This window comes from Taklimakanibacter albus (assembly GCF_016595235.1).
Taxonomy (GTDB): Bacteria; Pseudomonadota; Alphaproteobacteria; order Rhizobiales; family Aestuariivirgaceae; genus Taklimakanibacter; species Taklimakanibacter albus.
In genome coordinates this window covers 1276248-1298221 of record NZ_JAENHL010000007.1, presented here as the reverse complement: position 1 = coordinate 1298221, position 21974 = coordinate 1276248, and the positions used below count along the sequence as shown (strand labels likewise).

At 62.6% G+C, this 21974-nt stretch carries 19 protein-coding genes and 1 tRNA gene; 5 read left to right on the top strand and 15 right to left on the bottom strand.

Translation table 11 applies throughout. The features are described from left to right. Window positions 1-18: 18 nt before the first annotated feature. The 8 genes from JHL16_RS17690 to JHL16_RS17655 form a co-directional block, all read right to left on the bottom strand. On the bottom strand, window positions 19-3510 hold the full coding sequence (locus JHL16_RS17690; protein WP_200186180.1) for a caspase family protein: 3492 nt from the start codon (window positions 3508-3510) through the stop codon (window positions 19-21). A 198-nt stretch (window positions 3511-3708) separates the two neighbouring features. Then, a tRNA-Arg gene (locus tag JHL16_RS17685) sits at window positions 3709-3785 on the bottom strand. A 100-nt stretch (window positions 3786-3885) separates the two neighbouring features. Then, a complete protein-coding gene (locus tag JHL16_RS17680; RefSeq protein WP_200186179.1) occupies window positions 3886-4446 on the bottom strand; it encodes a fasciclin domain-containing protein in 561 nt (186 codons plus the stop codon). 153 nt (window positions 4447-4599) lie between these two features. Then, on the bottom strand, window positions 4600-4908 hold the full coding sequence (clpS, locus tag JHL16_RS17675; RefSeq protein ID WP_200186178.1) for an ATP-dependent Clp protease adapter ClpS: 309 nt from the start codon (window positions 4906-4908) through the stop codon (window positions 4600-4602). Window positions 4909-4978: 70 nt separating this feature from the next. Next, window positions 4979-5917 (bottom strand): CarD family transcriptional regulator, encoded by a 939-nt coding sequence (locus JHL16_RS17670; RefSeq protein WP_200186177.1) that lies wholly within the window; start codon window positions 5915-5917, stop codon window positions 4979-4981. A 323-nt stretch (window positions 5918-6240) separates the two neighbouring features. Continuing rightward, a complete protein-coding gene (gene fdxA / locus JHL16_RS17665) occupies window positions 6241-6579 on the bottom strand; it encodes a ferredoxin FdxA (protein WP_137857603.1) in 339 nt (112 codons plus the stop codon). A 178-nt stretch (window positions 6580-6757) separates the two neighbouring features. Next, the gene (locus tag JHL16_RS17660) at window positions 6758-7036 is read right to left on the bottom strand and encodes an RNA-binding S4 domain-containing protein (protein WP_348647231.1); all 279 of its coding nucleotides are present in this window, start codon (window positions 7034-7036) and stop codon (window positions 6758-6760) included. Further along, on the bottom strand, window positions 7033-10047 hold the full coding sequence (locus tag JHL16_RS17655) for a helicase-related protein (RefSeq protein ID WP_200186176.1): 3015 nt from the start codon (window positions 10045-10047) through the stop codon (window positions 7033-7035). The genes JHL16_RS17660 and JHL16_RS17655 overlap by 4 nt, the downstream gene beginning before the upstream one ends. Window positions 10048-10668: 621 nt before the next feature. Here JHL16_RS17655 and rpmB point away from each other — a divergent pair. The 4 genes from rpmB (at window position 10669) to JHL16_RS17635 (ending at window position 12504) form a co-directional block, all read left to right on the top strand. Further along, window positions 10669-10965: a 50S ribosomal protein L28 gene (gene rpmB, locus JHL16_RS17650; RefSeq protein ID WP_137857605.1), complete on the top strand. Its 297-nt coding sequence runs from the start codon at window positions 10669-10671 to the stop codon at window positions 10963-10965. Between the two features lie 70 nt (window positions 10966-11035). After that, on the top strand, window positions 11036-11695 hold the full coding sequence (locus tag JHL16_RS17645; RefSeq protein ID WP_200186175.1) for a DapH/DapD/GlmU-related protein: 660 nt from the start codon (window positions 11036-11038) through the stop codon (window positions 11693-11695). A gap of 36 nt (window positions 11696-11731) precedes the next feature. Beyond that, window positions 11732-12046, top strand: a complete 315-nt coding sequence (locus JHL16_RS17640) for an ArsR/SmtB family transcription factor (protein WP_200186174.1) — start codon at window positions 11732-11734, stop codon at window positions 12044-12046. Beyond that, entirely contained in the window at window positions 12043-12504 is a 462-nt protein-coding gene (locus JHL16_RS17635; protein WP_200186173.1) for an SRPBCC family protein, read from the top strand. Before JHL16_RS17640 ends, JHL16_RS17635 begins: the two co-directional genes overlap by 4 nt. Window positions 12505-12508: 4 nt before the next feature. Here JHL16_RS17635 and JHL16_RS17630 read toward each other — a convergent pair whose 3' ends face one another. The 5 genes from JHL16_RS17630 to JHL16_RS17610 form a co-directional block, all read right to left on the bottom strand. After that, on the bottom strand, window positions 12509-15076 hold the full coding sequence (locus tag JHL16_RS17630; protein WP_200186172.1) for a caspase family protein: 2568 nt from the start codon (window positions 15074-15076) through the stop codon (window positions 12509-12511). A 70-nt stretch (window positions 15077-15146) separates the two neighbouring features. Further along, complete coding sequence (locus JHL16_RS17625; RefSeq protein ID WP_200186171.1) at window positions 15147-16139, bottom strand: esterase-like activity of phytase family protein; 993 nt, start codon at window positions 16137-16139, stop codon at window positions 15147-15149. Beyond that, the gene (gene cobT / locus JHL16_RS17620; protein ID WP_200186170.1) at window positions 16139-18025 is read right to left on the bottom strand and encodes a cobaltochelatase subunit CobT; all 1887 of its coding nucleotides are present in this window, start codon (window positions 18023-18025) and stop codon (window positions 16139-16141) included. Before cobT ends, JHL16_RS17625 begins: the two co-directional genes overlap by 1 nt. A gap of 9 nt (window positions 18026-18034) precedes the next feature. Then, window positions 18035-19024 carry a cobaltochelatase subunit CobS gene (gene cobS, locus JHL16_RS17615; RefSeq protein WP_200186169.1) on the bottom strand — a complete coding sequence of 330 codons (990 nt, stop codon included), beginning with the start codon at window positions 19022-19024 and terminating at the stop codon, window positions 18035-18037. A gap of 209 nt (window positions 19025-19233) precedes the next feature. After that, on the bottom strand, window positions 19234-19833 hold the full coding sequence (locus JHL16_RS17610; protein WP_200186168.1) for a J domain-containing protein: 600 nt from the start codon (window positions 19831-19833) through the stop codon (window positions 19234-19236). Window positions 19834-19873: 40 nt separating this feature from the next. Here JHL16_RS17610 and JHL16_RS17605 point away from each other — a divergent pair, with 40 nt between their 5' ends. After that, window positions 19874-20146, top strand: coding sequence for a BolA family protein (locus JHL16_RS17605; protein ID WP_200186167.1), 273 nt, complete (start codon window positions 19874-19876; stop codon window positions 20144-20146). A 58-nt stretch (window positions 20147-20204) separates the two neighbouring features. Here JHL16_RS17605 and JHL16_RS17600 read toward each other — a convergent pair whose 3' ends face one another. Further along, window positions 20205-21323, bottom strand: coding sequence for an NAD(P)/FAD-dependent oxidoreductase (locus JHL16_RS17600; RefSeq protein ID WP_200186166.1), 1119 nt, complete (start codon window positions 21321-21323; stop codon window positions 20205-20207). 88 nt (window positions 21324-21411) lie between these two features. Next, window positions 21412-21969, bottom strand: coding sequence for a hypothetical protein (locus tag JHL16_RS17595; RefSeq protein WP_200186165.1), 558 nt, complete (start codon window positions 21967-21969; stop codon window positions 21412-21414). Between the last annotated feature and the right edge of the window lie 5 nt (window positions 21970-21974).

The following is a 21974-nucleotide window of genomic DNA, read 5'->3' as shown; positions in this document are numbered from 1 at the left end:
TACGCCGTGCTCAGCCGATCACTTGGCCAGTGTCGCCGCAGCGGCATCAACACCAGCCAGCCGCTCTGTGAAATAGGCGTCATAGTCCGCGAGACTCCTTGACTTGTAGACTTGCCAGGCCGCCTCGATGGCTTGCCTCGCCTCACCGATCATCGCACCATCGCGATGCCGCCTGCCGAGCTCCAGCAAGACGCCGCCCAGCCTGTCTTTCGCCAAGGCCCAGTTCAGGCCATTCTTCTCCAGCGTCCATGCGGTGGCCGCAGCCTCATAGGCAGTGGCCGCCTTCCGCCAATTCTCGTCGCCGCCATTGCCCTCGGCGAGCGTCTGTCTGACCAGTCCGAGGCCCATCTGGGTCTGCGCCCATTGATCGCGATTGCGCTCGCGGCTCCATTCCCGCAAGGCCTGCTCAAAGGCGTCAGCCGCTTCATTAAAACTGCGCGTCCGTTCATCGCGCTCGCCCATCCTTTTCATCACGGTGGCAAAGCCATGGATCTCGATGTCCGAGAGCATATCCCCGCTGCTGCCCTGCCGTCCGCCCAGGAACTGCCATGCGGTGCCGCGATTATATTGGAGAACAGCCCATTCCATCGGCGCTTTCTCCCGCGTCTTGACAGTCAGAGCCGCGTCATATCGGGCGATGGCCTGTCTCAGCACGTCGTTGTCGGCCTCATAGCCAGCGAGCGCGACCAAAGCGGTTCCAAGACCAGTCTGGGCGTCCGCCCATTGTCGCGGGAGGCGATCCTGCGTCCATTCGCTCAAGGCGGCCTCATAGGCGACGATGGCTTTCTTCAGAAGCGCCTCATCGTATTCCCGAACACCCCGGTTTTGCAGCACCAAGGCCAAGTTAAACTGGAGTGACGCCCAATCGAGCGGCACCCGCTCACGGGTCCATTCCGTCAGCGCCAATTCATAAGCGGCGGCGGCCTTTTTGAAATTCTCCGGCTGATTGCCGATTTCGGCCAGGGTCGCCAGGGAGTTTCCGAGAACATTCTGGACGGAAGCCCATTGCATGGGCGCCACCTCACGTTTTGCATCCGCCAGCACCGCCTCGTAGACTTCCACTGCCCTGGAAATCGTTGCCGGGTTCCGTTCCCGCCGCCCCAGCGCCAGCAAAGCATTGCCCAGATTGATCTCGGCATTCCCCCAGCCGAGCGTCGTGTCATCGCGCGTCAGCACCGTTAGGGATGCCTCGGACGCCGCGATGGCTTTCTTCAGATGGTCAATCTTTCCTTCGCGCTCGCCAAGGGCGAGAAAGACCATGCTTAGGCCGTCCTGAGCGTTGGCCCATTGCCGCGGAACGCGCTCACGGGTCCACTCGGTGAGAGCGGCCTGATAGGCCGTGGCCGCCCTGAGCAAGTTTCCGGTGCCGGTTTCGCGCCAGCCGAGCACGCTCAAGGCAAGGCCGAGATTATTTTGCGCCTTCGCCCATTCGAGCGGAACTTCCTCACGTGACCACTCGCCGAGCGCGGCCTCGAAAGCGGCGACCGCCTTCACCAGATTTTCCGAGCCAGTTTCGCGCCGCCCCAAGGCGTTCAGGACCAGGCCGAGGCCATTTTGCGTATCCGCCCATTGCCACGGAGCGCGCTCGCGGGTTCTCACCGTCAGCGCCGCTTCATAAGCGAGCGCTGCCCGCTTCAGATTGTCCGTGCCTGTCTCACGTTCACCGAGAGTGGAAAGCACATGGCCGAGATTGAGCTGAGTTTCCGCCCAATCCATTGGTGCGTTGTCACGCGTCTGAATGGTGAGCGCGGCATTGAGCGCCGCCGACGCCTTCTGCAGATTTTCGAGATCGTTCTCCTGCGCGCTCAAGCGGAGCAGGGTGCGGCCGAGGTTGTTCTGAAGGACAGCCCATTCCAACGGAAAGCGATCGCGCGGACGCTCGGCGAGCGCGGCCTCGAATGCCGTCACCGCTTTCTTCAGCTTCTCCTTGCCAAGCCCTCTTTCACCCAGAACGCGCAAGGCAATGCCGAGACTGCTTTGTGCCCTGGCCCACTCCGCCGGCTTGCGCTCGCGCGGTATCGAGGCAAGAAGTGCTTCATAACGCCCGGCCGCTTGCTGCAATGCTTCATTCTCGCCCTTGTATTCGCCCTGATTGCGCAAGGCATCGGCTTCGCTGAACCGGAAGCTGAGAACCAGCGCGTCGTCCTTTCCCGTCGCCTGCTCGGCCGCCCTGGCATATTTCACCGCCGCCAGCCGATAGTCGGCGGCAAGGATCGCGGTTCCCGCCTCATCGGCATAGGTCGAGGCAAGCTCGATCCGATCGGCGATCACATCGGCCTCGCGCTGATCGAGGGTCTTGTCGAGCTCGTCGGCCCTGGCGCTCGCTCTGGCGCGAAAGGCCTTTGCCAGTGGAATGACGCCCTTGGCCTCGGCGCGGTCAGCGAGGCCGGCAAGGCGTGCAAGCTCCTGATCGTTGCGCAAGGGTGCTGGCTTGTCGGCCAGAAGCTTCTTCAGATTCTCCGCTCCGGCGCGAAGCTGATTATCGAGTTCTTGCGGCCCTGCCGAGACATCGACCTGCAATTCCTTCAGCATGCCGTAGAGTGGATCGAGCGGCAGTGATTGCTCCTTGGCCAGATTTTCGACCAGCTTCTGCATATCCTTCGGCGTGGCCGCGATCGACAGCAGAAGCTTGCGGCGGGCGCCGGACAATAGTTGCTCGTCGGGCGAAACTTCCGCCACTGCGCCGCCGAAACGCAGAAGTCGCCTCAGGCTGGCATTGACCCACGGACGCTGGCGCGTTGCGGTCGCGAGATAGACCTCCTCGGTTACCATGGTCATGACCTGGCCGAACTCATAAGCGTCATTGGCGCCGAGATGCTCCAACAGGGCGGCGGCATAGGGGCTGTTGCTTCCGGCAGGGCCATCGAGTGCCACCTTGCCGGGCTCGGCGGCAAAACCGATGACCTCGCCGATCGTATCGGGCGAAACGGCATCGTTCAGCACGATAGCACCCTTCCCGGCGCCGAGCCCGGCCGCGGCCACGGCTATGCCGGGCGATGCCGCGTCGGGCTTCAAAGGCGCATCAGGCGGGAAGGGACTGACGCGGCAGGCATCGAGCAGCAGAATGGTGATGCGGGCCTTGCCGCGCAAGCGATCGAGGACGTCCTGCAGCGAGACGAGACTCTCATTCGCCTCTGCCAGCGACGTGATGTCAGCGTCGGTAGGGATCAGGTAATTGACCCCGCCGGCCTCGATAGCGTGTCCCGAATAATAGACGAGCGCCACATCGGCGCCCTCGGCATCCTCGATGAAGCCGTCCAGGGTGCGGCGGAGTTTCTTGGCATTGCCGTCGAGAACGGTCGTCGTCGCGAATCCCAGTTCATCGAGCAGCGCCTCGATCGCCCGCGCATCGCGTTCCGGATTGGTGAGGCGCACCAGCCTGGCATAGGCCGATTGACCGATGACCAGGGCCGTGCCTTTCAGAGCCTCGGCGGCAGAGGCGGGAAGACTGGCGCAGAGCACGACGGCCAGGACCAAGGAAAGCCGTCGGAAAACCACTGCGCAGCTCATGCCGTTTTCAAGCTCACACCGCTTTCTGACATTGCGTAATGTCAGCATGACGCCGGAATTCTGGCAAGTGTGGGACCGTTTTTATTCGGGCAGAACTCTGTGCCTGATGGATCGTCAAGGGGGGTAAATGCTGCCGGATCTGTGCCGGGCATCAGCATATAAGCTGGCATAGGTCAGCTGACAGCCTATTGAAATCTATGGCGACCCCGAGAGGATTCGAACCTCCGACCCTCAGATTAGGAATCTGATGCTCTATCCTGCTGAGCTACGGGGTCACTCGGGGCCGCTTATATAGCGTTCGCTGCCCGGACGGAACCCCGCAAAAAAGGAGCCCGGCGAACCGGGCTCAAGGTCTCACGTCCCGTTAGCCGACGGTTACATTTTCGGCAGCAGGACCTTGTCGATCACATGGATGACGCCGTTCGACTGGTCGACATCGGCAATGGTGACATTGGCGACAGTGCCGTTCTCATCGGCGATCATCACCTTGCCGCCCTCATACATGGCGGTGAGGGTGCAGCCGCCCACCGTCTTGACCGGGTGCTTGCCCTTGTCGTCGTCGACCATCTTCATGATGGCCTTCGAGAACGCCTCGGCGCCCACCACATGGCAGGTGAGGATCTTGACGAGCTTGTCCTTGTTCTCGGGCTTGAGCAGGGTCTCGACGGTCCCGGCCGGCAAGGCGGCGAAGGCCTCATTGGTGGGCGCGAAAACAGTGAAGGGCCCCTTGCCCTGCAAGGTCTCGACCAGGCCGGCCGCTTTGACCGCCGCGACCAGGGTCGTGTGATCCTTCGAATTGACCGCGTTCTCGACGATATTCTTGTCCGGGAACATCTCGGCGCCGCCCACCATCGGATTGGCGGCGAAAGCGAGGCCGGCGGCCCCCATCGCCAGGGCGGCAGCGGCGGCAGTCAGGGTCTTGTGAAATTTGGTCATCGCATAGTCCTCTCTAGGTCATCATCCAAGTGGATACGCCCTTCGATACGAGGCTTGCGGGAAAGTGGACGCCGTCACGCCCGTCACAATGAGTTGAGAGACGGCCATGCAACCAAATGCCGGTACGCGGCGTAGGGGCTGTTATTGCGCGCCTTATTCTTCAGGCTCGGTGGTGAAGAACAGCGGATAGCCCTTGCTGCGGCCGAGGTCGGTCGCCTCTTTCGCCTTCGTCTCGGCGACATCCTTGGTGAATACGGCGATGACACAGGCGCCGCGCTGATGCGCGGTCATCATGACGCCATGGGCGCGGTCCGCGGTCATGCGGAACACCGCCTTCAGCACCGTGACGACGAACTCGCGCGGCGTGTAGTCGTCATTGAGGAGAATGACCTTCCAGAGCTTCGGGCGCTCGGTCTTGGGCTTGACCTTGGTGCGCGGCGCGACAGTGGATTTTGGGCTCATGACATGATCGCCTGCAACAAAAAGCCCGGCGCTGGGCCGGGCTCTTCATCGATCATTCAGAAGGGGCGATTCACGCCGCTTCTTCCGCCGGAACGCCGTCATCGGCCTTGGTGTTGCGATGCGCGTTCTTGGCGAGGAAGGTTTCGATCTCCTTGACCGCCATGTCGTCGTCGATCTTCTTCACCGCGGCGATCTCGCGCGCCATGCGGTCGAGCGCCTGCTCGAAGAGCTGGCGTTCAGAGTAGGACTGCTCGGGCTGGCGCTCGGAGCGGTAGAGGTCACGCACGACCTCGGCCACCGCGATGAGGTCGCCGGAATTGATCTTCGCTTCGTATTCCTGAGCGCGGCGCGACCACATGGTCCGCTTGATGCGGGCGCGGCCCTTCAGCACCTTCATCGCATGCTCGATGAGCGGCTTGTCGGCGAGCTTGCGCATGCCCTTCTGCTCCGACTTCGAGGTCGGAACCTTGAGGCGCAGCTTTTCTTTCTCGAAATCGACGATATAGAGCTCGAGCTTGATGCCGGCGATCTCCTGCTCCTCGATCATGACGACGCGGCCGACGCCATGCGCCGGATAGACGATCAGCTCGTTGACCTTGAACAGAAGCTTCTTGGCGGCCGGCGTGGCGACGACCGGCTTGTCGGCCATATGGGTGATGGGGGCATGGGTCGCCACCGGCGCCTGGACCGGCTGAGCGGGCCTATGGGCCTGGGGCGCATGCGCCTTCGGCTGCTCAGGCCTATGGAGCGGAGCCTGGGGCTTGGGCGCGGGAGCGGCGGGTTTATGGGCCTGCGGGGCGTGCGCCTGGGCTTTCACTTCAGGCTTGTGGACCGGCTTGGCAGCGGCCTTGGCCGGCTGGACGGCGGGCTTCACTTTCTTCGGGGCGACTACAGTTTTGGCCTTCACGGCCGGCTTTTTCTTGGCAGTGGCTTTTTGCACGATCTTTTTCTTCGCTTTCGCTGCAGTTTTCAGGGATTTGGCAGTGGCCTTCGTCTTCGATTTGGTCATGGCTTTCCTTCGCCTCGCAACCTATCGATGGCGCAAGCTAATGCCGGCGCCTTGAGCAAACGGCCGATCGTCTGATCTCGCCTTTCCGGCAGTCCAGCGGATGGGGATCTCAGGCCCTCTTTCCGGCATTGGACAGGCATTTGGCGAAAAAAATCCGAGCTTTGGGGGCCCGGGATCGTTTCCGTAAGTCTGGTTTACATCATGAGGGAATATAGCACGGCTTTAATGAAAATTAAAGTCCGACCTGTCCGTGTACGGTATAATTCTGCGTAACGAGCGATATTTGCGGGGGAAAAGGTTAATGGCCCCGCAACATATTCAAATCAATCGCCTTCACCGGGATTGGGCGAGAAATACTTCTCGAGCTTGCCTTCGACGCCGTCGAATTCCTTGGCATCGGGCGGCGCATCCCTCTTAATCGTGATATTCGGCCATTTCGGGGCATATTCGGTGTTGAGTTCCAGCCACTTTTCAAGGCCGGGCTCGGTGTCGGGCTTGATCGCCTCGGCCGGGCATTCCGGTTCGCAGACGCCACAGTCGATACATTCGTCCGGATGGATGACGAGCATGTTGTCGCCTTCATAGAAGCAATCGACCGGGCAGACTTCCACACAGTCCATGTACTTGCATTTAATGCAGTTTTCCGTGACGATATAGGTCATTCGCGACAATCCGTTCTTTATTCCGAACGCTCTATAGCAAGGCTTTAGAGCAAGAGCAAATCCCGCCAGAGTTGAAGACTTTGGCGATAAGGATTTGCGCCAACATATTGATTTTGGCGCGAATCCTTTTCAGCGAAGTCATTCAACTTCGCTGGGATGCGGGCTAATGCAGCAGATTTTACGACGCATCCGCGGCGGGGTCTGCCATGTCCTCATAGAGGGTCTGGGCTTCGCTGGCCGGGCCCCTGCGGGTGCCGATCGCCAGCACCTTGAGGACCCGCACCCGGCCATGCGCGGCCAAGGTTATCACATCGCCCGGCCCCACCTCCTGGGCGGGCTTGGCGATCTTCACCTTATTGAGCCGGACCTGCCCCTGCGACACTATGGACGCGGCCAAAGTCCGGGTCTTCACCATCCGGGCGAACCACAGCCATTTGTCGATGCGCTGCCGACTCACGTCTTATTGGCGAGTTGCGCCTTGAGCGCCCCCAGAATGGCGAAAGGCGAATCGGGGTCGATCGGCTTTTCCGGCTTGCGCTCGGGGCGGGGCGGGCGCTGCGGCTTCTGGGGCCGCTGGCCGGGCTTGCCGCCGTCCTGCGCCTTATGCTCGCCGCGTTCCTTACCGCGCCGATGGCGTTGCTGCTGCTGTTGCTGCGGCCGCGCCTCGGGCTTCTGGCGCTCGCGGCGGAAGGGACCGGTGTCCTTGGGCCACCAGACCTCGATCTCGATCTCCTCCGCCGACGCGTCGGCCGCGGTTGTCTCAGCGGGGACCGCCGCGTCCCCTTCAACCGGAGCGGCGTCGGCAGGGACTGCCGCTTCCCCTTCGGCCGTGGCGGGCGCGGTCTCGGCGGTTTCGTCCGAAAGCTCGGTCTCGACCGGCGCCGCCTCGACGGCGGGTGTCTCTATTACGGCCTCCGCAACGGGCTCGATGACCGGTTCGGCCACAATCTCAGCCACCGCGTCGCCCGAAGGAGCTTCGGTTGCGGCTTCCGGCTCGGCTGCCGCCGGCGCCGTGGCGGCCGGCACCGGCCGCTTCACCTTGCGCTTCTGCATGCGGAAATCGAGGCTGCGCAGAATGGCTTGGAACTCCTCGCCCGAGCAGCCGACCAGCGACATCATGTCGGGCACGATGCCGAAGCCGCCGCCCTCGATGGAGCCGGCCGGGCGCGGTTCTTCCGGAAAACGCGGGCGCCAGAAGACCCGGTCGCGGATCATGTCGGCGAGCCGCTCCAGCATGTCGATGCGCACCACGCGCGGCCCGCAGATGCGGTAGCCGCAAATGCCGTAGAAGCCGCGCGGCGTCGAACGGTCGAAAATCGCAGAGGTGAGGCCCTGGCCCGGGGATTCCGGCAAGGTCTCGAGATCGAACTTGCCTTCCTTGCCTTTCTCCAGGCCCCAGAGCAGCAGGCGCAATTGCGTTGCGGCGGGCTTCAGCAGCAGCGGCACGAAAACATTGAAGGCGCCGAAGCGCACGCCGAATTTGCGCAAGGCGGCGCGCTCGTCCTGACTCAGGCTTTTCACTTCCTGCGCCACCTGATCGCGCGGCAGCACGCCCAGCGTCTCGACCAGGCGGAAGGCGATGCCGCGGCTGGTGCCGGTGAGGCCCTCGCCCTCTTCGAGCTTGATCAAGGGCTCGATCACGTTGGCGATGTGGCGGCTCAGAAACTTCTCGAGCCGCGCCTGCACCGCCTCGCGATCGGGGCCGGTCAGCTGGTCGTCGGCGATGATGACGATGCGCGGCTTGAGGAGGGCGGGGCCGGCCTCGAGCCTGGCGATCGGCGCATTCTGCCAGACGATCTGACCCTGCCGCGTCAGCGACAGATCGGGATCGGGACAGGCGGCGACCGTCTGAGCGCGGCCGGCGATCTCGGTCGCCACGGCCTTCAGCGAGGCGGCTTTCACCGTCTTGCCGGTGGCGCCGTCTCCACCATCGGGAATGAAGTGGAATCCCTTGATGCGGCCCACATACTCGCCTTCCACATGCAGGGCGCCATCTTCCTCAACCGTCGACATCAATTCTTCCTTTTGGGCCAGACGCCGCATGAGCACGCTCGTGCGGCGGTCGATAAAACGCTGTGTGAGCCTTTCATGCAAGGCATCTGATAATTTGTCCTCAATTTCGCGGGTGCGCGACTGCCAGAAGAGCGGTGCCTCCAGCCAGTCGGAACGGTTTGCCACAAAAGTCCAGGTCCGGACATGGGCAATGCGATTGGACAGGGTATCGATGTCGCCGTCGGAGCGGTCGCAGTGGCTGAGCTGGCGGGCAAACCAGTCCTCCGGGATGCGGTGCTTGTCGCGCGACAGGAACTCGAAGATACGCCCGACCAGCCCCGCATGCTCGCTGGCGCTGATATTGCGGTAATCGGGGATCTGGCAGACATCCCACAGAAGCGCCACCTGGGCGGGGGTGGCGGCGAGGCCGGCGACCGTTTCGTCGCGCGCCGAGGCCTCGAGCGCCAGGATATCGGGCCCGGCTTGCGCCCGCGTCAGGCCCTCGATGCGCGGGAAAAAACCGAGGCTCCTTTTCAACCCGTCGATCGAACGGAAATCCAGGTCGCGGTTGCGCCATTGGAGCACCGGCACATTGTCGAATTTGTGGGTCTCCAGGCGTTCGATCATGTCGGCGTCGAAATGCTCGGCCTCACCGGTGGTGCCGAAAGTGCCGTCATTGAGATAACGTCCGGCGCGCCCGGCGATCTGGCCCAGCTCCGAAGGGTTGAGGTTGCGGTAGTGGAAGCCGTCGAATTTGCGCGTCGCGGCGAAAGCGACGTGATCGACATCCATATTGAGGCCCATGCCGATGGCATCCGTCGCCACCAGATAATCGACATCGCCCGACTGGAAGAGAGCCACTTGCGCATTGCGGGTGCGCGGCGACAAGGCGCCCAGCACGACAGCGGCCCCACCGCGCTGGCGGCGGATCAATTCGGCCACCGCATAGACGGTCTCGGCCGAGAAGGCGACGACGGCGGAGCGCCTTGGGAGCCGTGACAGCTTCTTGCTGCCGGCATAGGTCAGCTTGGAGAAACGGGGCCTTGCGACGAAGTTGGTGCCGGGCACCAGCCGCTCGATGATCGGGCGCATGGTGGCGGCGCCCAGGAGCATCGTCTCCTCGCGGCCGCGCCGGTTGAGCAGACGGTCGGTGAAGATATGACCGCGCTCGAAATCGGCGCAGAGCTGGATTTCGTCGATGGCGAGGAAATTCACGTCGATATTGGAGGGCATGGCCTCCACCGTCGCCACCCAGAAGCGCGGGGTGGCCGGAATGATCTTCTCCTCGCCGGTGACGAGGGCGACGGCGTGATCGCCGACCCGCAAGCGCACCCGGTCATAGATCTCGCGCGCCAGAAGGCGCAGCGGCAGGCCGATCATGCCGGTGCCATGCGCCAGCATGCGCTCGACGGCGAGATGGGTCTTGCCGGTATTGGTGGGGCCGAGAACGGCCGTGACACTGCGGGAGGCGGGCATTTTCTTGAGTTCTCACTTGATGCCCTGGGGCGTCCGGGTCAAGGGCTTCGGCCGCACGAAAATGAGCCTCGGCTTAACCTTCGGATTCAAAGGCGAACAAAGCCTGTCCGAATCGCTGACCAGGCCCCGATTCCGGCTTTGTTCCGTAGGCTGAACATTCGTTTCGCTGCGTCAACCCTGGTCGTCCTCCTGACGGGCTGGAAGGCGATTTCTTCGCTAGGTCATGACAAGTGTTAATTTCGTCCTGGTGGGCGAGGCTCATGGTTAGCAAAGCCTCACTGGGAAGCAGGCAATTCCCGGCATCCTGTTAAGAATTTGTTCCCCTTCCGGAACAGAGCATGTCCGAATCACAGATCTCGTGATTTTCCGCTTTTGTTCCAATGGTTTAGAGCAACATCTTGTGCCTGGTTGGCGGTTTTCCACAAGCGGCCATGCGGCTGTTAAGGATTTGGGAGCATGGTTTCAGCCCTGGCATTTACCATATGTGCCAAAATGGGAATCGCTCTTTTGGGCGCTGCGGCCATATGCAACCCGAAGAAAGCGCTGCGAAACTTGACGGGCGAGGGGCTTTGCCCTTATACGACCGACCTCTTTCCGCGAATTTGAGTTTGGAGCAGTGAAATGGCTCGTCGTTGCGAGTTAACGGGTAAAGGCGCCCAGGTTGGCAATAAGGTCAGCCATGCCAATAACAAGACCAAGACACGGTTCCTGCCGAACCTGTGCAATGTCAATCTCATCAGCGATGCGATGGGACTGGGCTATAATTTCCGCGTCAGCGCCATCGCGCTGAAGTCGGTCGAGCATGCCGGCGGCCTCGATGCCTTCCTGGTCAAGTCCCGCGACGAGAATCTCTCGCTCAAGGCCCGCCGCCTGAAGAAGAGCGTCGAGAAGCGCGTGGCCGCCGAAAAGGCCGCCTGATCTTCCAGGTGCCTGTCGAATTTGCAGAGCCGCTCTTTGCCGGGCGGCTTTTGCATTATCATGGTCCCTCATGACGAAGGACCATCCGAAACGGCATTCGCCCAAAGCCTCGCGTGACGGGGAGCCCGTCATCCATCCTTCCGCGCAATTGCGCAACGCCAGGCTCGGCCGCTTCACGGCGCTGGCAGAGCGCGTAGCGTTCAAGGATTCCGAGCTCGGCGACTATTCCTATGTCGAGCGCCATGCCGAGATCATCTATTCATCGATCGGCAAGTTCTGCGCCGTCGCGTCCGATGTGCGCATCAACGCGCTCAACCATCCGATGGAACGGGTGAGCCAGCATAAGATCACCTATCGGCCCAACGAATATTTCCTCGGCAAGAAGCTCGATGCGGGCTTCCGCGAAGAGCGCATGCTGAAGAAGGTGACGATCGGCCATGATGTGTGGATCGGCCATGGCGCCATCATCCTGCCCGGTGTCAGCATCGGCAATGGCGCGGTGGTGGCGGCCGGCGCCGTCGTCGCCAAGGATGTCGCCGACTACATGATCGTCGCCGGCGTTCCGGCGAAGCCTTTGCGCCCGCGTTTCGCAGCCGATATCGCCCGGCGCATCGCTGGGCTCGCCTGGTGGGATTGGCCGCATGACCGGCTCTGCGAGGTGGTCGATGACATGGCGGCGCTTTCGGCGGAAGACTTCGTCGCCAAATACGAGAAACAACCTGCCTCTTGACATGCAACTGAATGGTTGCATATTGGGTGAATGAGCATGGACGCCGTATTCAAGGCGCTGGCCGATCCGACGCGCCGGCAGCTTCTCGACAATCTCCATGCCAAGAACGGACAGACGCTCGGCGCGCTGTGCGAGGAGATGAACATGACCCGGCAGGCGGTGAGCAAACATCTGGCGATCCTCGAAGAGGCCAATCTCGTGGTGACGTTCCGGCGCGGCCGCGAGAAGGAGCACTATCTTAATCCGGCGCCGATCTTCGAGATCGCCGACCGCTGGATCGACAAATTCGAGCGCGGAAAATTGCGCGCGCTCACCGATCTCAAGAAAAATTTGGAAAGGGATGAAGAATGAGCAAACCCAGCTTCGTCTATGTGACCTATATCCGGACCACGGCGGAAAAACTCTGGCAGGCGCTGGTCAATCCGGAGGCCAACCGACAATTTTGGTTCGGCGCGCATCAGGAAAGCGATTGGAAGAAAGGCGCCCCCTGGAAGATCGTCTTCGCCGATGGCCGCCTCGCTGATACGGGCGAGATCGTCGACATCGATCCCTTGCGCCGCATCGTCATCAAATGGCGCAACGAAACCATGCCCGAGCTCAAGGCCGAGGGTTATACACGCTGCACCATCACGCTCGAGCCGCAGGACGCGCTGGTGAAGCTCACCGTCACGCATGAGGCGGAGCGCGAGGGCCAGCACAAGATGATCGATGCGGTGCAATCGGGCTGGCCGCTCATCCTCGCGAGCCTCAAGAGCCTGCTCGAGACCGGCAAAGCACTGGAGGGCACCGACCGGCTGCCGGAAGAGTAATGCGTTACTTCGGGAGGCCGGAGAGGGCGGTATCGACCTCGTTCAAGGCGTCCTTGAAATAATCATCGAACTCATTCCGGCCCGCCGATGTGTAGGTGCGCCAGGCCAGCTCAAGTGATTGCCGGCTTTGTTCGAGGAGCCCTTTGTCGCCGCGGCGCTGGCCCAGAAGGAGCTGCGTCCGGCCGAGATTGTTCTGTGCCGCCGCCCAATCGAAACGGGCATTCTCCTCGGTCCACTGGGTGAGCGCTCCTTCGAAAGCGGCGCTGGCCTTCGTCAGCATCTCCGCGCCGTTCTGGCGCTGCCCCAGGGCTTTCAGCGCCAAGCCGAGATTAAACTGGGTGCGCGCCCATTGCATGGGCATGCGCTCACGGGTCCGTTCGGTGAGCGCCAGCTCGAAGGCGGCGACCGCCGCGGTCAGGCTTTCCGAACCGGCCTCGCTTTCCCCGCGGATCGTCAATGCGCTGCCGAGATTGTTCTGCGCCATGGCCCAGGCGGCCGGATGATTGGCGCGGGTGAGGCGGGTGAGCGCTGCTCCATAGGCGTCTATTGCCTGGCCCAGGCTTTCCATGTCGCCGCGCTGGCCGAACGACAGAAGCACGTTGCCGAGATTGCTCTGCGTCACCGCCCAGGTGAAAGGCTCGCTTTCCGGATTCCATATCGTCAGCGCCGCCTGAAAGGCTTCGATCGCCTCGAGCCGGGTCATCGGATCGTCTTGGCGTTCGCCTTGCAATCTGAGGACCGTGCCGAGATTGGTCTGGGTCTGTGCCCAATCGCGAGGCAACTGCTCGCGTGTCCTGACGCTGAGCGCCGCCTGATAGGCGGCGATGGCCTTGCTCACATTATCGGCGTCGCCGCTGCTTTCGCCCAGCGCGGCGAACACGCTGCCGAGATTGTCCTGGGTCCGCGCCCAATCGATCGGAGCGCTCTCCTTCGTCCAGATGGTGAGGGCGGCCTCATAGGCGGCGACGGCCCGAGTGAGTGTCCCGGTATCGCCCTCACGCTCGCCCTGAAGCGACAGCGCATTGCCGAGATCGTTCTGGACGGCAGCCAGGTAATCGGGATTTTTCTCGCGGTCGATCGCGGCCTCGTAAAGGCCTATCGCCTGCCGCAACCCGTCGCCATCGCCCTTATACTGACCATGGTTGTAGAGCGCGCTGGCCTGCTGCAGCCGGTACCAGGAGGCCAGATCGGTATCGTCCTTCGCCGCCTGGCGATAGGCCTGCTCGTATTTCGCCGCCGCCAGCTGATAATCGAAGGCCATGATCGCCGTTCCCGCTTCCTTGGCATAGGTCGCGGCCAGAGCGAGGCGGGTGGCGGTGATTTCGGCTTCGCGCTGATCCAGCGTCTTGCTCAGCTCATCGGCGCGCCGCGAAGCCTGGGCGCGATAATCCTGCGCCAGAGCGATCGAGCCCTGCGCCTCCGCCCGGTCGCCGAGCACCGACAGCCGCGCGAGCTCGGCATCATCGCGCAGGGGAATCATCCGTTCGGCGAAAAGTCTATTGTCGGCGAGCAACTTCTTCAGATTTTCGGCACCGGCGCGGATCTGCTTCTCGATGTCCTCAGGATTGGATGTCGTATCGACCGCGAGGCTCTCCAGCATGCCATAGAGCGGATCGAGCGGCAGCGATTGAGCCTTGGCGAGATCCTCGAGCCTGATGCGCATATCCTTGGGCGTGGCGGCGATGGCGAGCAGGAGCTTGCGTCGATCGATCGACAGCCGTGCTTCATCGGGGGAAGCGTCCACGACCGCGCCGCCAAAGGTCAACAGCCGTCTGAGGCTGGTATTGGTCCACGGCTTCTGGCGCGTTCCGGTGGCGAGATAGACCTCTTCCGTCACCATGGTCATCACGTCGCCGAACTCATAGGCCGTGTTGGCGCCGAAATGCTTGAGGAGTGCCGCCGCGTAGGGGCTGTTGCCATCGGCGGGCCCGTCGAGCGCCACCTGTCCCGGCTCGGCGGCAAAGCCGATCACTTCGCCAAGACTGTCGAGCGCGGTCACCGTTTCGTCGGCGGGACGCGCGCCTCTGGGGGCGCCAAGACCACCGGACAGGATCGGTTGGCCGGTGGCGGCCGTACTGCGTTTGAGCTGGCTCCCCGGCGGGAACGGATTGCTCCGGCAGGCATCGAGCAGCAGGATGGTGATCCGCGCCTTGGTACGCAGACGTTCCAGCACGTCCTGCAGCGAAATCAGCTTGGCATCGGCATCATCGAGCGCCTCCGGATCGGCGTCGGTGGGGATCAGATAATTGATCCCGCCCGCCTCGATGCCGTGGCCGGAATAATAGACGAGGGCCACATCGGCGCCCTCGGCATCCTCGATGAACATGTCGAGGCTGCGCCGGAGCTTGCGCGTATTCTCGTCGCGGGCGAGCTCGGTCTCGAAGCCCAGGCGATCGAGGAGGTCTTCGATGGCCTTGGCGTCGCGCCCGGGATTGGGCAGCGGCACCAGGCTCTCAGAGGCTGATTGTCCGATGACCAGAGCGACGCCTTTAAGCGGCTCGCCGGCGCCGACGGGCAGGATGGCGCCGAGCAACAGGACAAGCGCCAGAACCAAGCGGCATGCGATCGGCATCACTCCTCCGGATGCCCCATGACTGACATAACGTCATGTCGGGAACAAGCCGGAAATGCGGCTGGATTAATCAGGGCTTGAGCGCGAATTGCAGAAGCAGCGTGCGCTGGAATTGCGGGCGGTAATTGTTGTCGGAAATGATGGTCACGCGCGTCTCGCCATTGAGCTTCGACACCGCGATGCCTTCCATATTGTCGATGCGATAGAAGGGCATGCGGCCGGAAAAGACGAGGCTCGGGGCCACGGCGCCATCGGCGACGATGTCTTCGGTCTTGATGCGGCGGACCGCCATGCCGGGCAGGCTGGTGGCGCTGAAGCTACGTTCGACCGTGAGGACGTCGCCATCGGGCAGGATGGCGAGATCGGTGATGGCGTAATCCTCATATTGCTTGATCGAGAAGCCGAAGGCTTTCTTGCCGCCCCACACCCAGGCACGGATATCGCCGTTCTCGTCCTTGTTAAGCTCCGAGATGGCGAGCATCGAGCCCGCCAAGGGACCTGACGCGAAACGGCCGATCGCCTCGAGTTCCTGATTGGGCGGGCCCTTCGCGACGGCCTTGGGCAGCTTCAGATCCTTGAAGCGCGCCTTGAAGCCGTCCTTGCCCAGATCATAGAGGCCGGCGCGCGCCCGGCTCTCGAAGCCGACGATCACCTTGCCGTCGATGCGCATCGGCTCCCAGCCGGCGAGCGCCTCGGCATCGTTCCTGACCTTGCCCTTGTAGGGCTTGCCGTCAGGCCCCAGAATCGGCGCCATCACCGCGTCCTTGAGCCCCGAAAGATGGTCGTCGGTATAAACGAGAACGGCCTTGAACCAGAAGCCGCGGTCGGACACGGCGAGGAGGCCGGTGCCGTCGGCCGAGAGCTCGAGCGAGGACAGGCCGCCGAAACGTTCATCGTCGCTCGCCAGCTCGATGCCGCCGCGCCATTCGAGCCCGCCGAAGGTGACGAGCTGCGAGAACATGGTGAAGGATTTGACCGGCTGGGTGCGGACGCTGAGCGCTTTCTCCTCAGCGCCGGCGGGGCCGGCGATCAGGAGGAGGGCTGATACCCACAGCCATTTCATCAGTTGAGCCGACGCCGCGGTTTCGCGGGCTCGCGCTTTACTTGCTTCGGCGCGCGCTCTTCAAAGAGCTCGGCGAGCTTCTCGGTCATGGCGCCACCCAGCTCCTCGGCATCGACGATGGTGACGGCGCGCTTGTAGTAACGCGTCACGTCATGACCGATGCCGATGGCGATGAGCTCGACCGGCGAGCGGTTTTCGATGTCGGTGATGATCTGGCGCAAGTGCTTTTCGAGATAGTTGCCGGAATTGACCGACAGGGTCGAATCGTCGACCGGCGCGCCGTCCGAGATCACCATCAGGATACGGCGCTGCTCGGTGCGGCCGAGCAGGCGGTTATGCGCCCAGATCAGCGCCTCGCCGTCGATATTCTCCTTGAGCAGGCCTTCGCGCATCATCAGGCCGAGATTGCGCCTGGCGCGACGCCAGGGCGTGTCGGCCGATTTGTAGATGATATGGCGCAGATCGTTGAGGCGGCCCGGATTGCCGGGCTTGCCGGCGGCGAGCCATTTCTCGCGCGACTGCCCGCCCTTCCAGGCCCTGGTGGTAAACCCTAGGATCTCGACCTTGACGCCGCAGCGTTCCAGCGTGCGCGCCAATATGTCGGCGCAGGTGGCGGCCACCGTGATGGGGCGGCCGCGCATCGAGCCCGAATTGTCGAGTAGCAGCGTCACCACCGTATCGCGGAACTGCATGTCCTGCTCGACCTTGAAGGAAAGCGCGTGCAAGGGGTCGATGACGACGCGGGTGAGCCGCGACGCGTCGAGCAGGCCTTCCTCGAGATCGAAATCCCAGGACCGGTTCTGCTGCGCCATCAGGCGGCGCTGCAGGCGGTTGGCGAGCCTTGCCACCACGCCCTGCAGATTGGAGAGCTGCTTGTCGAGATAGTTCCGAAGCCGCGACAGCTCTTCGGAGTCGCACAGATCTTCGGCCGCGATCTCCTCGTCGAACTGGTTGGTATAGACGCGGTAGAAATCCTCGTTGGAGAGCGACGAGAAGGGCAATTGCGGGCGCCAGGGCTCCTCGCCGTCGGGGGATTCCTCGCTGTCCATGTCGTCCGGCATGTCGTCGACATCGAGCTGCTGGGCATCCATCTCAGAGGCGTCGGTCTCGCCCTCGGCGTCCTGCAGTTCCTCGGCCGCCGATTGCTGGCTTTCCTGCTCCTCGCCCTCGGGCGTCTCCTGCTGGTCGCCGGAATCGGGTTCGGCTTCCTCGTTCTCGTCGCTGTCGTCGCTTTCGTCCGGGTCCTCACCCAGCTCGTCCGCCATATCGAGCGCGGCGATGATGTCGCGCGACATGCGCGCGAAGGCCGCCTGGTCGGTCATGGCGTCGGTCAGATGGTCGAGATGGCCCGCGGCCTTCTCCTCGACCCAAGGCCGCCACAGCTCGACGAGCGCCTTGGCGTCGTCGGGCGGCGGCGCACCGGTCAATCTTTCGCGCACCAGGAGGGCCACGGCTTCCTCGAGCGGCGCGTCCTTCTTGGTCGCGGGCCTGCCCGCCATCTTCTTGTGATAGCGGTCCTGCAGCATGGCGGTGAGATTCTGCGCCATGCCCGGCATGGCGCGGGCGCCGATGCATTCGACGCGTGCCTGCTCGACCGCCTCGAACATGGCGCGCGCGTTCTTGCCTTCGGGGCGATAGCGATTGTGGACGCCGTCGTCGTGATTGGCGAGACGCATGGCGAAGCTGTCGGCGATGCCGCGGGTGATGGCGACTTCCTGCCGGTCGAGCTCGGTCGAGATCTGCGGCAGCTTGGCTTTCTTGCCCTGCAGGCTCGGCGCCTCGGCGCCGAAGGAGACCGAAAGCTCGGGCTCGCCGGCGATGGTCTTCATCGCCAGCGTCAGGACATTACGGAATTCGCCTGCCGGTCCTTCGCGGTCCTGTGCCATCAGGCATCCTCATGACAGCGCGACATGCGCCGGCGATTCAGGCAGCTCCTCGCCGAAGCAGCGCTGGTAGAACTCGGCCACCAGCGCGCGCTCGAGCTCGTCGCACTTGTTGAGGAAGGTCACGCGGAAGGCGAAGCCGACATCGTCGAAGATCTCGGCGTTCTGCGCCCAGGTCATGACGGTGCGCGGGCTCATGACGGTCGAAAGATCGCCCTGCATGAAGGCGTTGCGGGTCAGATCCGCGACGCGCACCATGTTGGCGATGGTCTTGCGGCCCTTGTCGTTGTCATAGCTCTTGCTCTTGGCCAGCACGATGCCGACTTCCTGCGCATGCGGCAGGTAGTTGAGCGCGGTGACGATCGACCAGCGGTCCATCTGCGCCTGGTTGATCTGCTGGGTGCCGTGATAGAGGCCGGTGGTGTCGCCGAGGCCGATCGTATTGGCGGTCGAGAACAGCCGGAAAGCGGGATGCGGGCGGATGACGCGCGACTGGTCGAGCAGCGTCAGCTTGCCGGACGATTCGAGGATGCGCTGGATCACGAACATGACATCCGGGCGGCCGGCATCATATTCGTCGAACACCAGCGCGACATTGTGCTGGTACGACCAGGGCAGGATGCCTTCGCGGAATTCGGTGATCTGCTTGCCGTCCTTCAGGACGATGGCGTCCTTGCCGATGAGATCGATACGGCTGATATGGCTGTCGAGATTGATGCGGATGCACGGCCAGTTGAGGCGCGCGGCGACCTGCTCGATATGGGTCGATTTGCCGGTGCCATGATAGCCGGAGATCATGACGCGGCGGTTATAGGCAAAGCCGGCCAGGATCGCGAGCGTGGTTTCACGATTGAAGAGATAGTCTTCGTCGAGATCGGGCACATGCTCGGTGGCCTTGGAATAGGCCGGCACTTCCAGGTTCGAATCGAAGCCGAACAGCTGCCGCACCGACACCTTCATGTCGGGGAGCGGGGCTGCTTCGCCATTAGCGGTCGCGGTCATATTTTTGTTGCCAATATATGAGGTCTCGGAGTGCGGAGGTTCTAGACGGTCAAACGGGCCTGGGCAAGGCTCGAAAACCCTGATCGGGGGCGCTCTTAGATCACGATGAGGTTGGATTGAACCAATCCAAACTCACAAACGTGATCGATTCTTTAAATTTAGCGCGGGATTCTCGCGAAAAACCGGTATCCGCTTTTTCGCATCCCGCGCTAGCAGAATCCCGTCGAGCGCAGGTAATCATAAGCCTGGATCACCGCCTTGAGCGTGTCCTCATTGGCCCGGCTGCCGTTATTGGCGTCCGGATGAAGCCTTTTTACCAAGGTTTTATACTGGGCCCTGGCCTTTTCCTTGGTCGCCGTCTCGTCGAGGCCCAGCGTATGCAGTGCCTTCAACTCAGCATTGCGAAGGGGGCGGGCGGTGCCGGTGTTCACTTCCTTGCCGTTCTCGCCCAGGAAATTGAACGGATCGCGGAAGCTGCCGGGCTTGGCCCTGCGGCCTTGCGCATTCATGGAACTCGAATTCTGGCCGAGCTTCCAGGTCGGGCGATGGCCGGTCTGGGCTTCCTTCTGGAAGTCGCGCACCGCGTCGTCCTTCATGCCGTCGAAGTAATTGTAGGTCTTGTTGTATTGCTGGACATGCTCCAGGCAGAAGGAGTGGAACTGGCCTTCCTGGTTACGGCCCTTGGGCGCCTTGTGGCGCCCGGGCTTGGGGCAGCCTGGCCATTCGCAGGGCGGATGCTTGTCGCGCGTGACGCGCTCCTCGCCCCGCTTGACGCGAATCTTGTCGAAATATTTGGAATCGAGTTTCATCGCCACCAATTATGGTCATCAGTTGAGACAGGAGCAAGTCATGACGCTCGGACCCATCGGTACGCAAATCAAGGATAAGCTATCGCAAGCCTTCAGGCCACAGATGCTCGATGTCGTCGATGAGTCGCATCTGCATGCGGGCCATGCCGGATCGCATCCCGATGGTGAAAGCCATTTCCGCGTCAAAATTGTGTCTGAGGCCTTCACCGGCAAGAGTCGGGTCGATACGCATCGTATGGTGAACGAAACCTTGAAGGAAGACCTCAGGACGCGCGTGCATGCACTCGCCATCCAGGCATCGGCACCAAAATGACTTAGATGGGAGCGCATCGGCTTAACCGAGAACCGCGTACACTTCTCGGGCCGATGCGCTAGACTCTGCTTCTGATCCGCTGCTCGAAATTTTCGAGGCTGTCGCCGGTCCAGGCGCGGCGGTGGAAATATACCTTGCGCGCGAACCAGTTCATCAAGGGCGTGCCGATCACCTGGTCGTAGAGCCAGTTGGGCGGCGCGGCGTCCATCACGCGGCGCAGCAGAAGCTTCTTGCGCATGGCCGGAATCTCGCGCGCCAGCACGCGCTCGGGCGAAGGCCCGTGGCGGGTGAGGTGATCGGCAATCAATTGCGCGGCGCGCCGGCCATAGCGGAAAGCGAGGCGGATGCCGCCGCCGGTCAAGGGCGAGACATGGCCCGCCGCATCGCCGATGAGCAGAACCTGGGGAGCCGCGAAAGGTGAAACGGGGCCGCCCACCGGGATGCGGCCGCTGCGTCGTTCCTTGAGCGCGACTTTCGAAAAACCGAAGAGCTTCTCGGTGTGGGCGAGGAAGGCCTTGAGATCGGGCTTGGTGTCGCCATTGGTGGCGAGCCCGACCTGGAAGAAGCCGGGCGCCGGCGCCACCCAGGCGAGATAGCCGCGGGCGAGGCGCGAATCGAGGAAGCAATGGAGGAAATCCGGATCGGCCTCGGGGAGCTCCGGATATTCGATCTCGAGACCGGTGAGGAAACGGGTGTTGCGGCCGAGGTCGAAGAGCCGCGCGACCGTCGAGCGGGCGCCATCGGCGCCGACGAGATAGCGGGTGCGCAGGCCCGTCTGCGGCAGGAAGATCCTGTCGCCCTGGCGTTCGACGCGATCGAGCCTTGTCGAGCAGCGGATGTCGGCGCCGGCCGCCTCGGCTTCGCGCGCCATCCAGCGCATCAGGTCGGCGGTGTTGCTGGTGAGGAAATAATAGCCGGGCGCGAAGAGATCGACGGAGCGCAGCGACGGCGCATAAAGACGGACGCCATGCACGGTGCGGGTGAGATGCGGCGGAATGTCGATTTCGTCGGCCGCTTCCTTGACGATGATGCCGGTGGTCGAGATGCGCGCACCCGGATCGGTCTTGGCCTCGATGACCAGCGTGCGCAGGCCGCGGATGGCGGCGGCGCGCGCGCAAGCCAGGCCCGCAAAGCTCGCTCCCACGATCACCAGATCATATGCCGCCGTGTCTTTCATCGCGTTACGGAAGATTGGGTGACAAGGTGGTAATTTGAAGGCAGCGACCAAAGTGATGAAGGGACGGCGGCAATGACGCGCTGCGGGATCAATTTCTGCGCTCGTGACCTGCCGCATAGGCCGGGAGCGCATCCATGGCAGCCTGGAACGCCCGGCGAATTTCAGTCTGGCTGAACCCCTGGTCCCAAAGCTCCGTCGCGAGATCAGCGATGACCACATCTATTGTGGGTGTGGCCTGGTCTGGATTGTCGGTCTGAATTTCTCGACACGCCTCAGAGAAGTCGGTCGCCAGCTTAAGACAGGCCGAGCGCCATTCATCTTCCTTGTCCAGTGTCATTGAATTCTCCAAGCGTCCTTCAACCACCTGAATTGTCAGTTCCACAGCCTCGGAAAGGCCGGCGGCTTCGAACTCTCGGACCTCGAAGCTGTCATCGACGACGAACCATTCATGGACCGCCTCCTCGGGCTGGGTGAATGGGCGGAGGCTAAACATATCGAGGCGGGAAATGCGTGAGCGGTAGAGTGTCGCGTCGGCTTGGGTGCTGGAGAGAATCTGAATCTTCAGAAGTATATGAGGGCTGGCTGTCGTGATCTCCAGCTCACCTTCATATTCAAGCTTCCATATTCGATGACGGGCGCGTCCCATGCCTT

Excerpts from the sequence above, each read along its gene's own strand:
- JHL16_RS17635 (WP_200186173.1), top strand. The coding sequence starts at position 12,043 with ATGAGCAAACCCAGCTTCGTCTATGTGACCTATATCCGGACCACGGCG.
- JHL16_RS17610 (WP_200186168.1), bottom strand. The coding sequence starts at position 19,833 with ATGAAACTCGATTCCAAATATTTCGACAAGATTCGCGTCAAGCGGGGC.
- JHL16_RS17600 (WP_200186166.1), bottom strand. The coding sequence starts at position 21,323 with ATGAAAGACACGGCGGCATATGATCTGGTGATCGTGGGAGCGAGCTTT.
- cobS (WP_200186169.1), bottom strand. The coding sequence starts at position 19,024 with ATGACCGCGACCGCTAATGGCGAAGCAGCCCCGCTCCCCGACATGAAG.
- JHL16_RS17625 (WP_200186171.1), bottom strand. The coding sequence starts at position 16,139 with ATGAAATGGCTGTGGGTATCAGCCCTCCTCCTGATCGCCGGCCCCGCC.
- JHL16_RS17595 (WP_200186165.1), bottom strand. The coding sequence starts at position 21,969 with ATGGGACGCGCCCGTCATCGAATATGGAAGCTTGAATATGAAGGTGAG.
- rpmB (WP_137857605.1), top strand. The coding sequence starts at position 10,669 with ATGGCTCGTCGTTGCGAGTTAACGGGTAAAGGCGCCCAGGTTGGCAAT.
- JHL16_RS17640 (WP_200186174.1), top strand. The coding sequence starts at position 11,732 with ATGGACGCCGTATTCAAGGCGCTGGCCGATCCGACGCGCCGGCAGCTT.
- JHL16_RS17670 (WP_200186177.1), bottom strand. The coding sequence starts at position 5,917 with ATGACCAAATCGAAGACGAAGGCCACTGCCAAATCCCTGAAAACTGCA.
- JHL16_RS17605 (WP_200186167.1), top strand. The coding sequence starts at position 19,874 with ATGACGCTCGGACCCATCGGTACGCAAATCAAGGATAAGCTATCGCAA.
- cobT (WP_200186170.1), bottom strand. The coding sequence starts at position 18,025 with ATGGCACAGGACCGCGAAGGACCGGCAGGCGAATTCCGTAATGTCCTG.
- JHL16_RS17680 (WP_200186179.1), bottom strand. The coding sequence starts at position 4,446 with ATGACCAAATTTCACAAGACCCTGACTGCCGCCGCTGCCGCCCTGGCG.
- JHL16_RS17630 (WP_200186172.1), bottom strand. The coding sequence starts at position 15,076 with ATGCCGATCGCATGCCGCTTGGTTCTGGCGCTTGTCCTGTTGCTCGGC.
- clpS (WP_200186178.1), bottom strand. The coding sequence starts at position 4,908 with ATGAGCCCAAAATCCACTGTCGCGCCGCGCACCAAGGTCAAGCCCAAG.
- JHL16_RS17690 (WP_200186180.1), bottom strand. The coding sequence starts at position 3,510 with ATGAGCTGCGCAGTGGTTTTCCGACGGCTTTCCTTGGTCCTGGCCGTC.
- fdxA (WP_137857603.1), bottom strand. The coding sequence starts at position 6,579 with ATGACCTATATCGTCACGGAAAACTGCATTAAATGCAAGTACATGGAC.
- JHL16_RS17645 (WP_200186175.1), top strand. The coding sequence starts at position 11,036 with ATGACGAAGGACCATCCGAAACGGCATTCGCCCAAAGCCTCGCGTGAC.
- JHL16_RS17655 (WP_200186176.1), bottom strand. The coding sequence starts at position 10,047 with ATGCCCGCCTCCCGCAGTGTCACGGCCGTTCTCGGCCCCACCAATACC.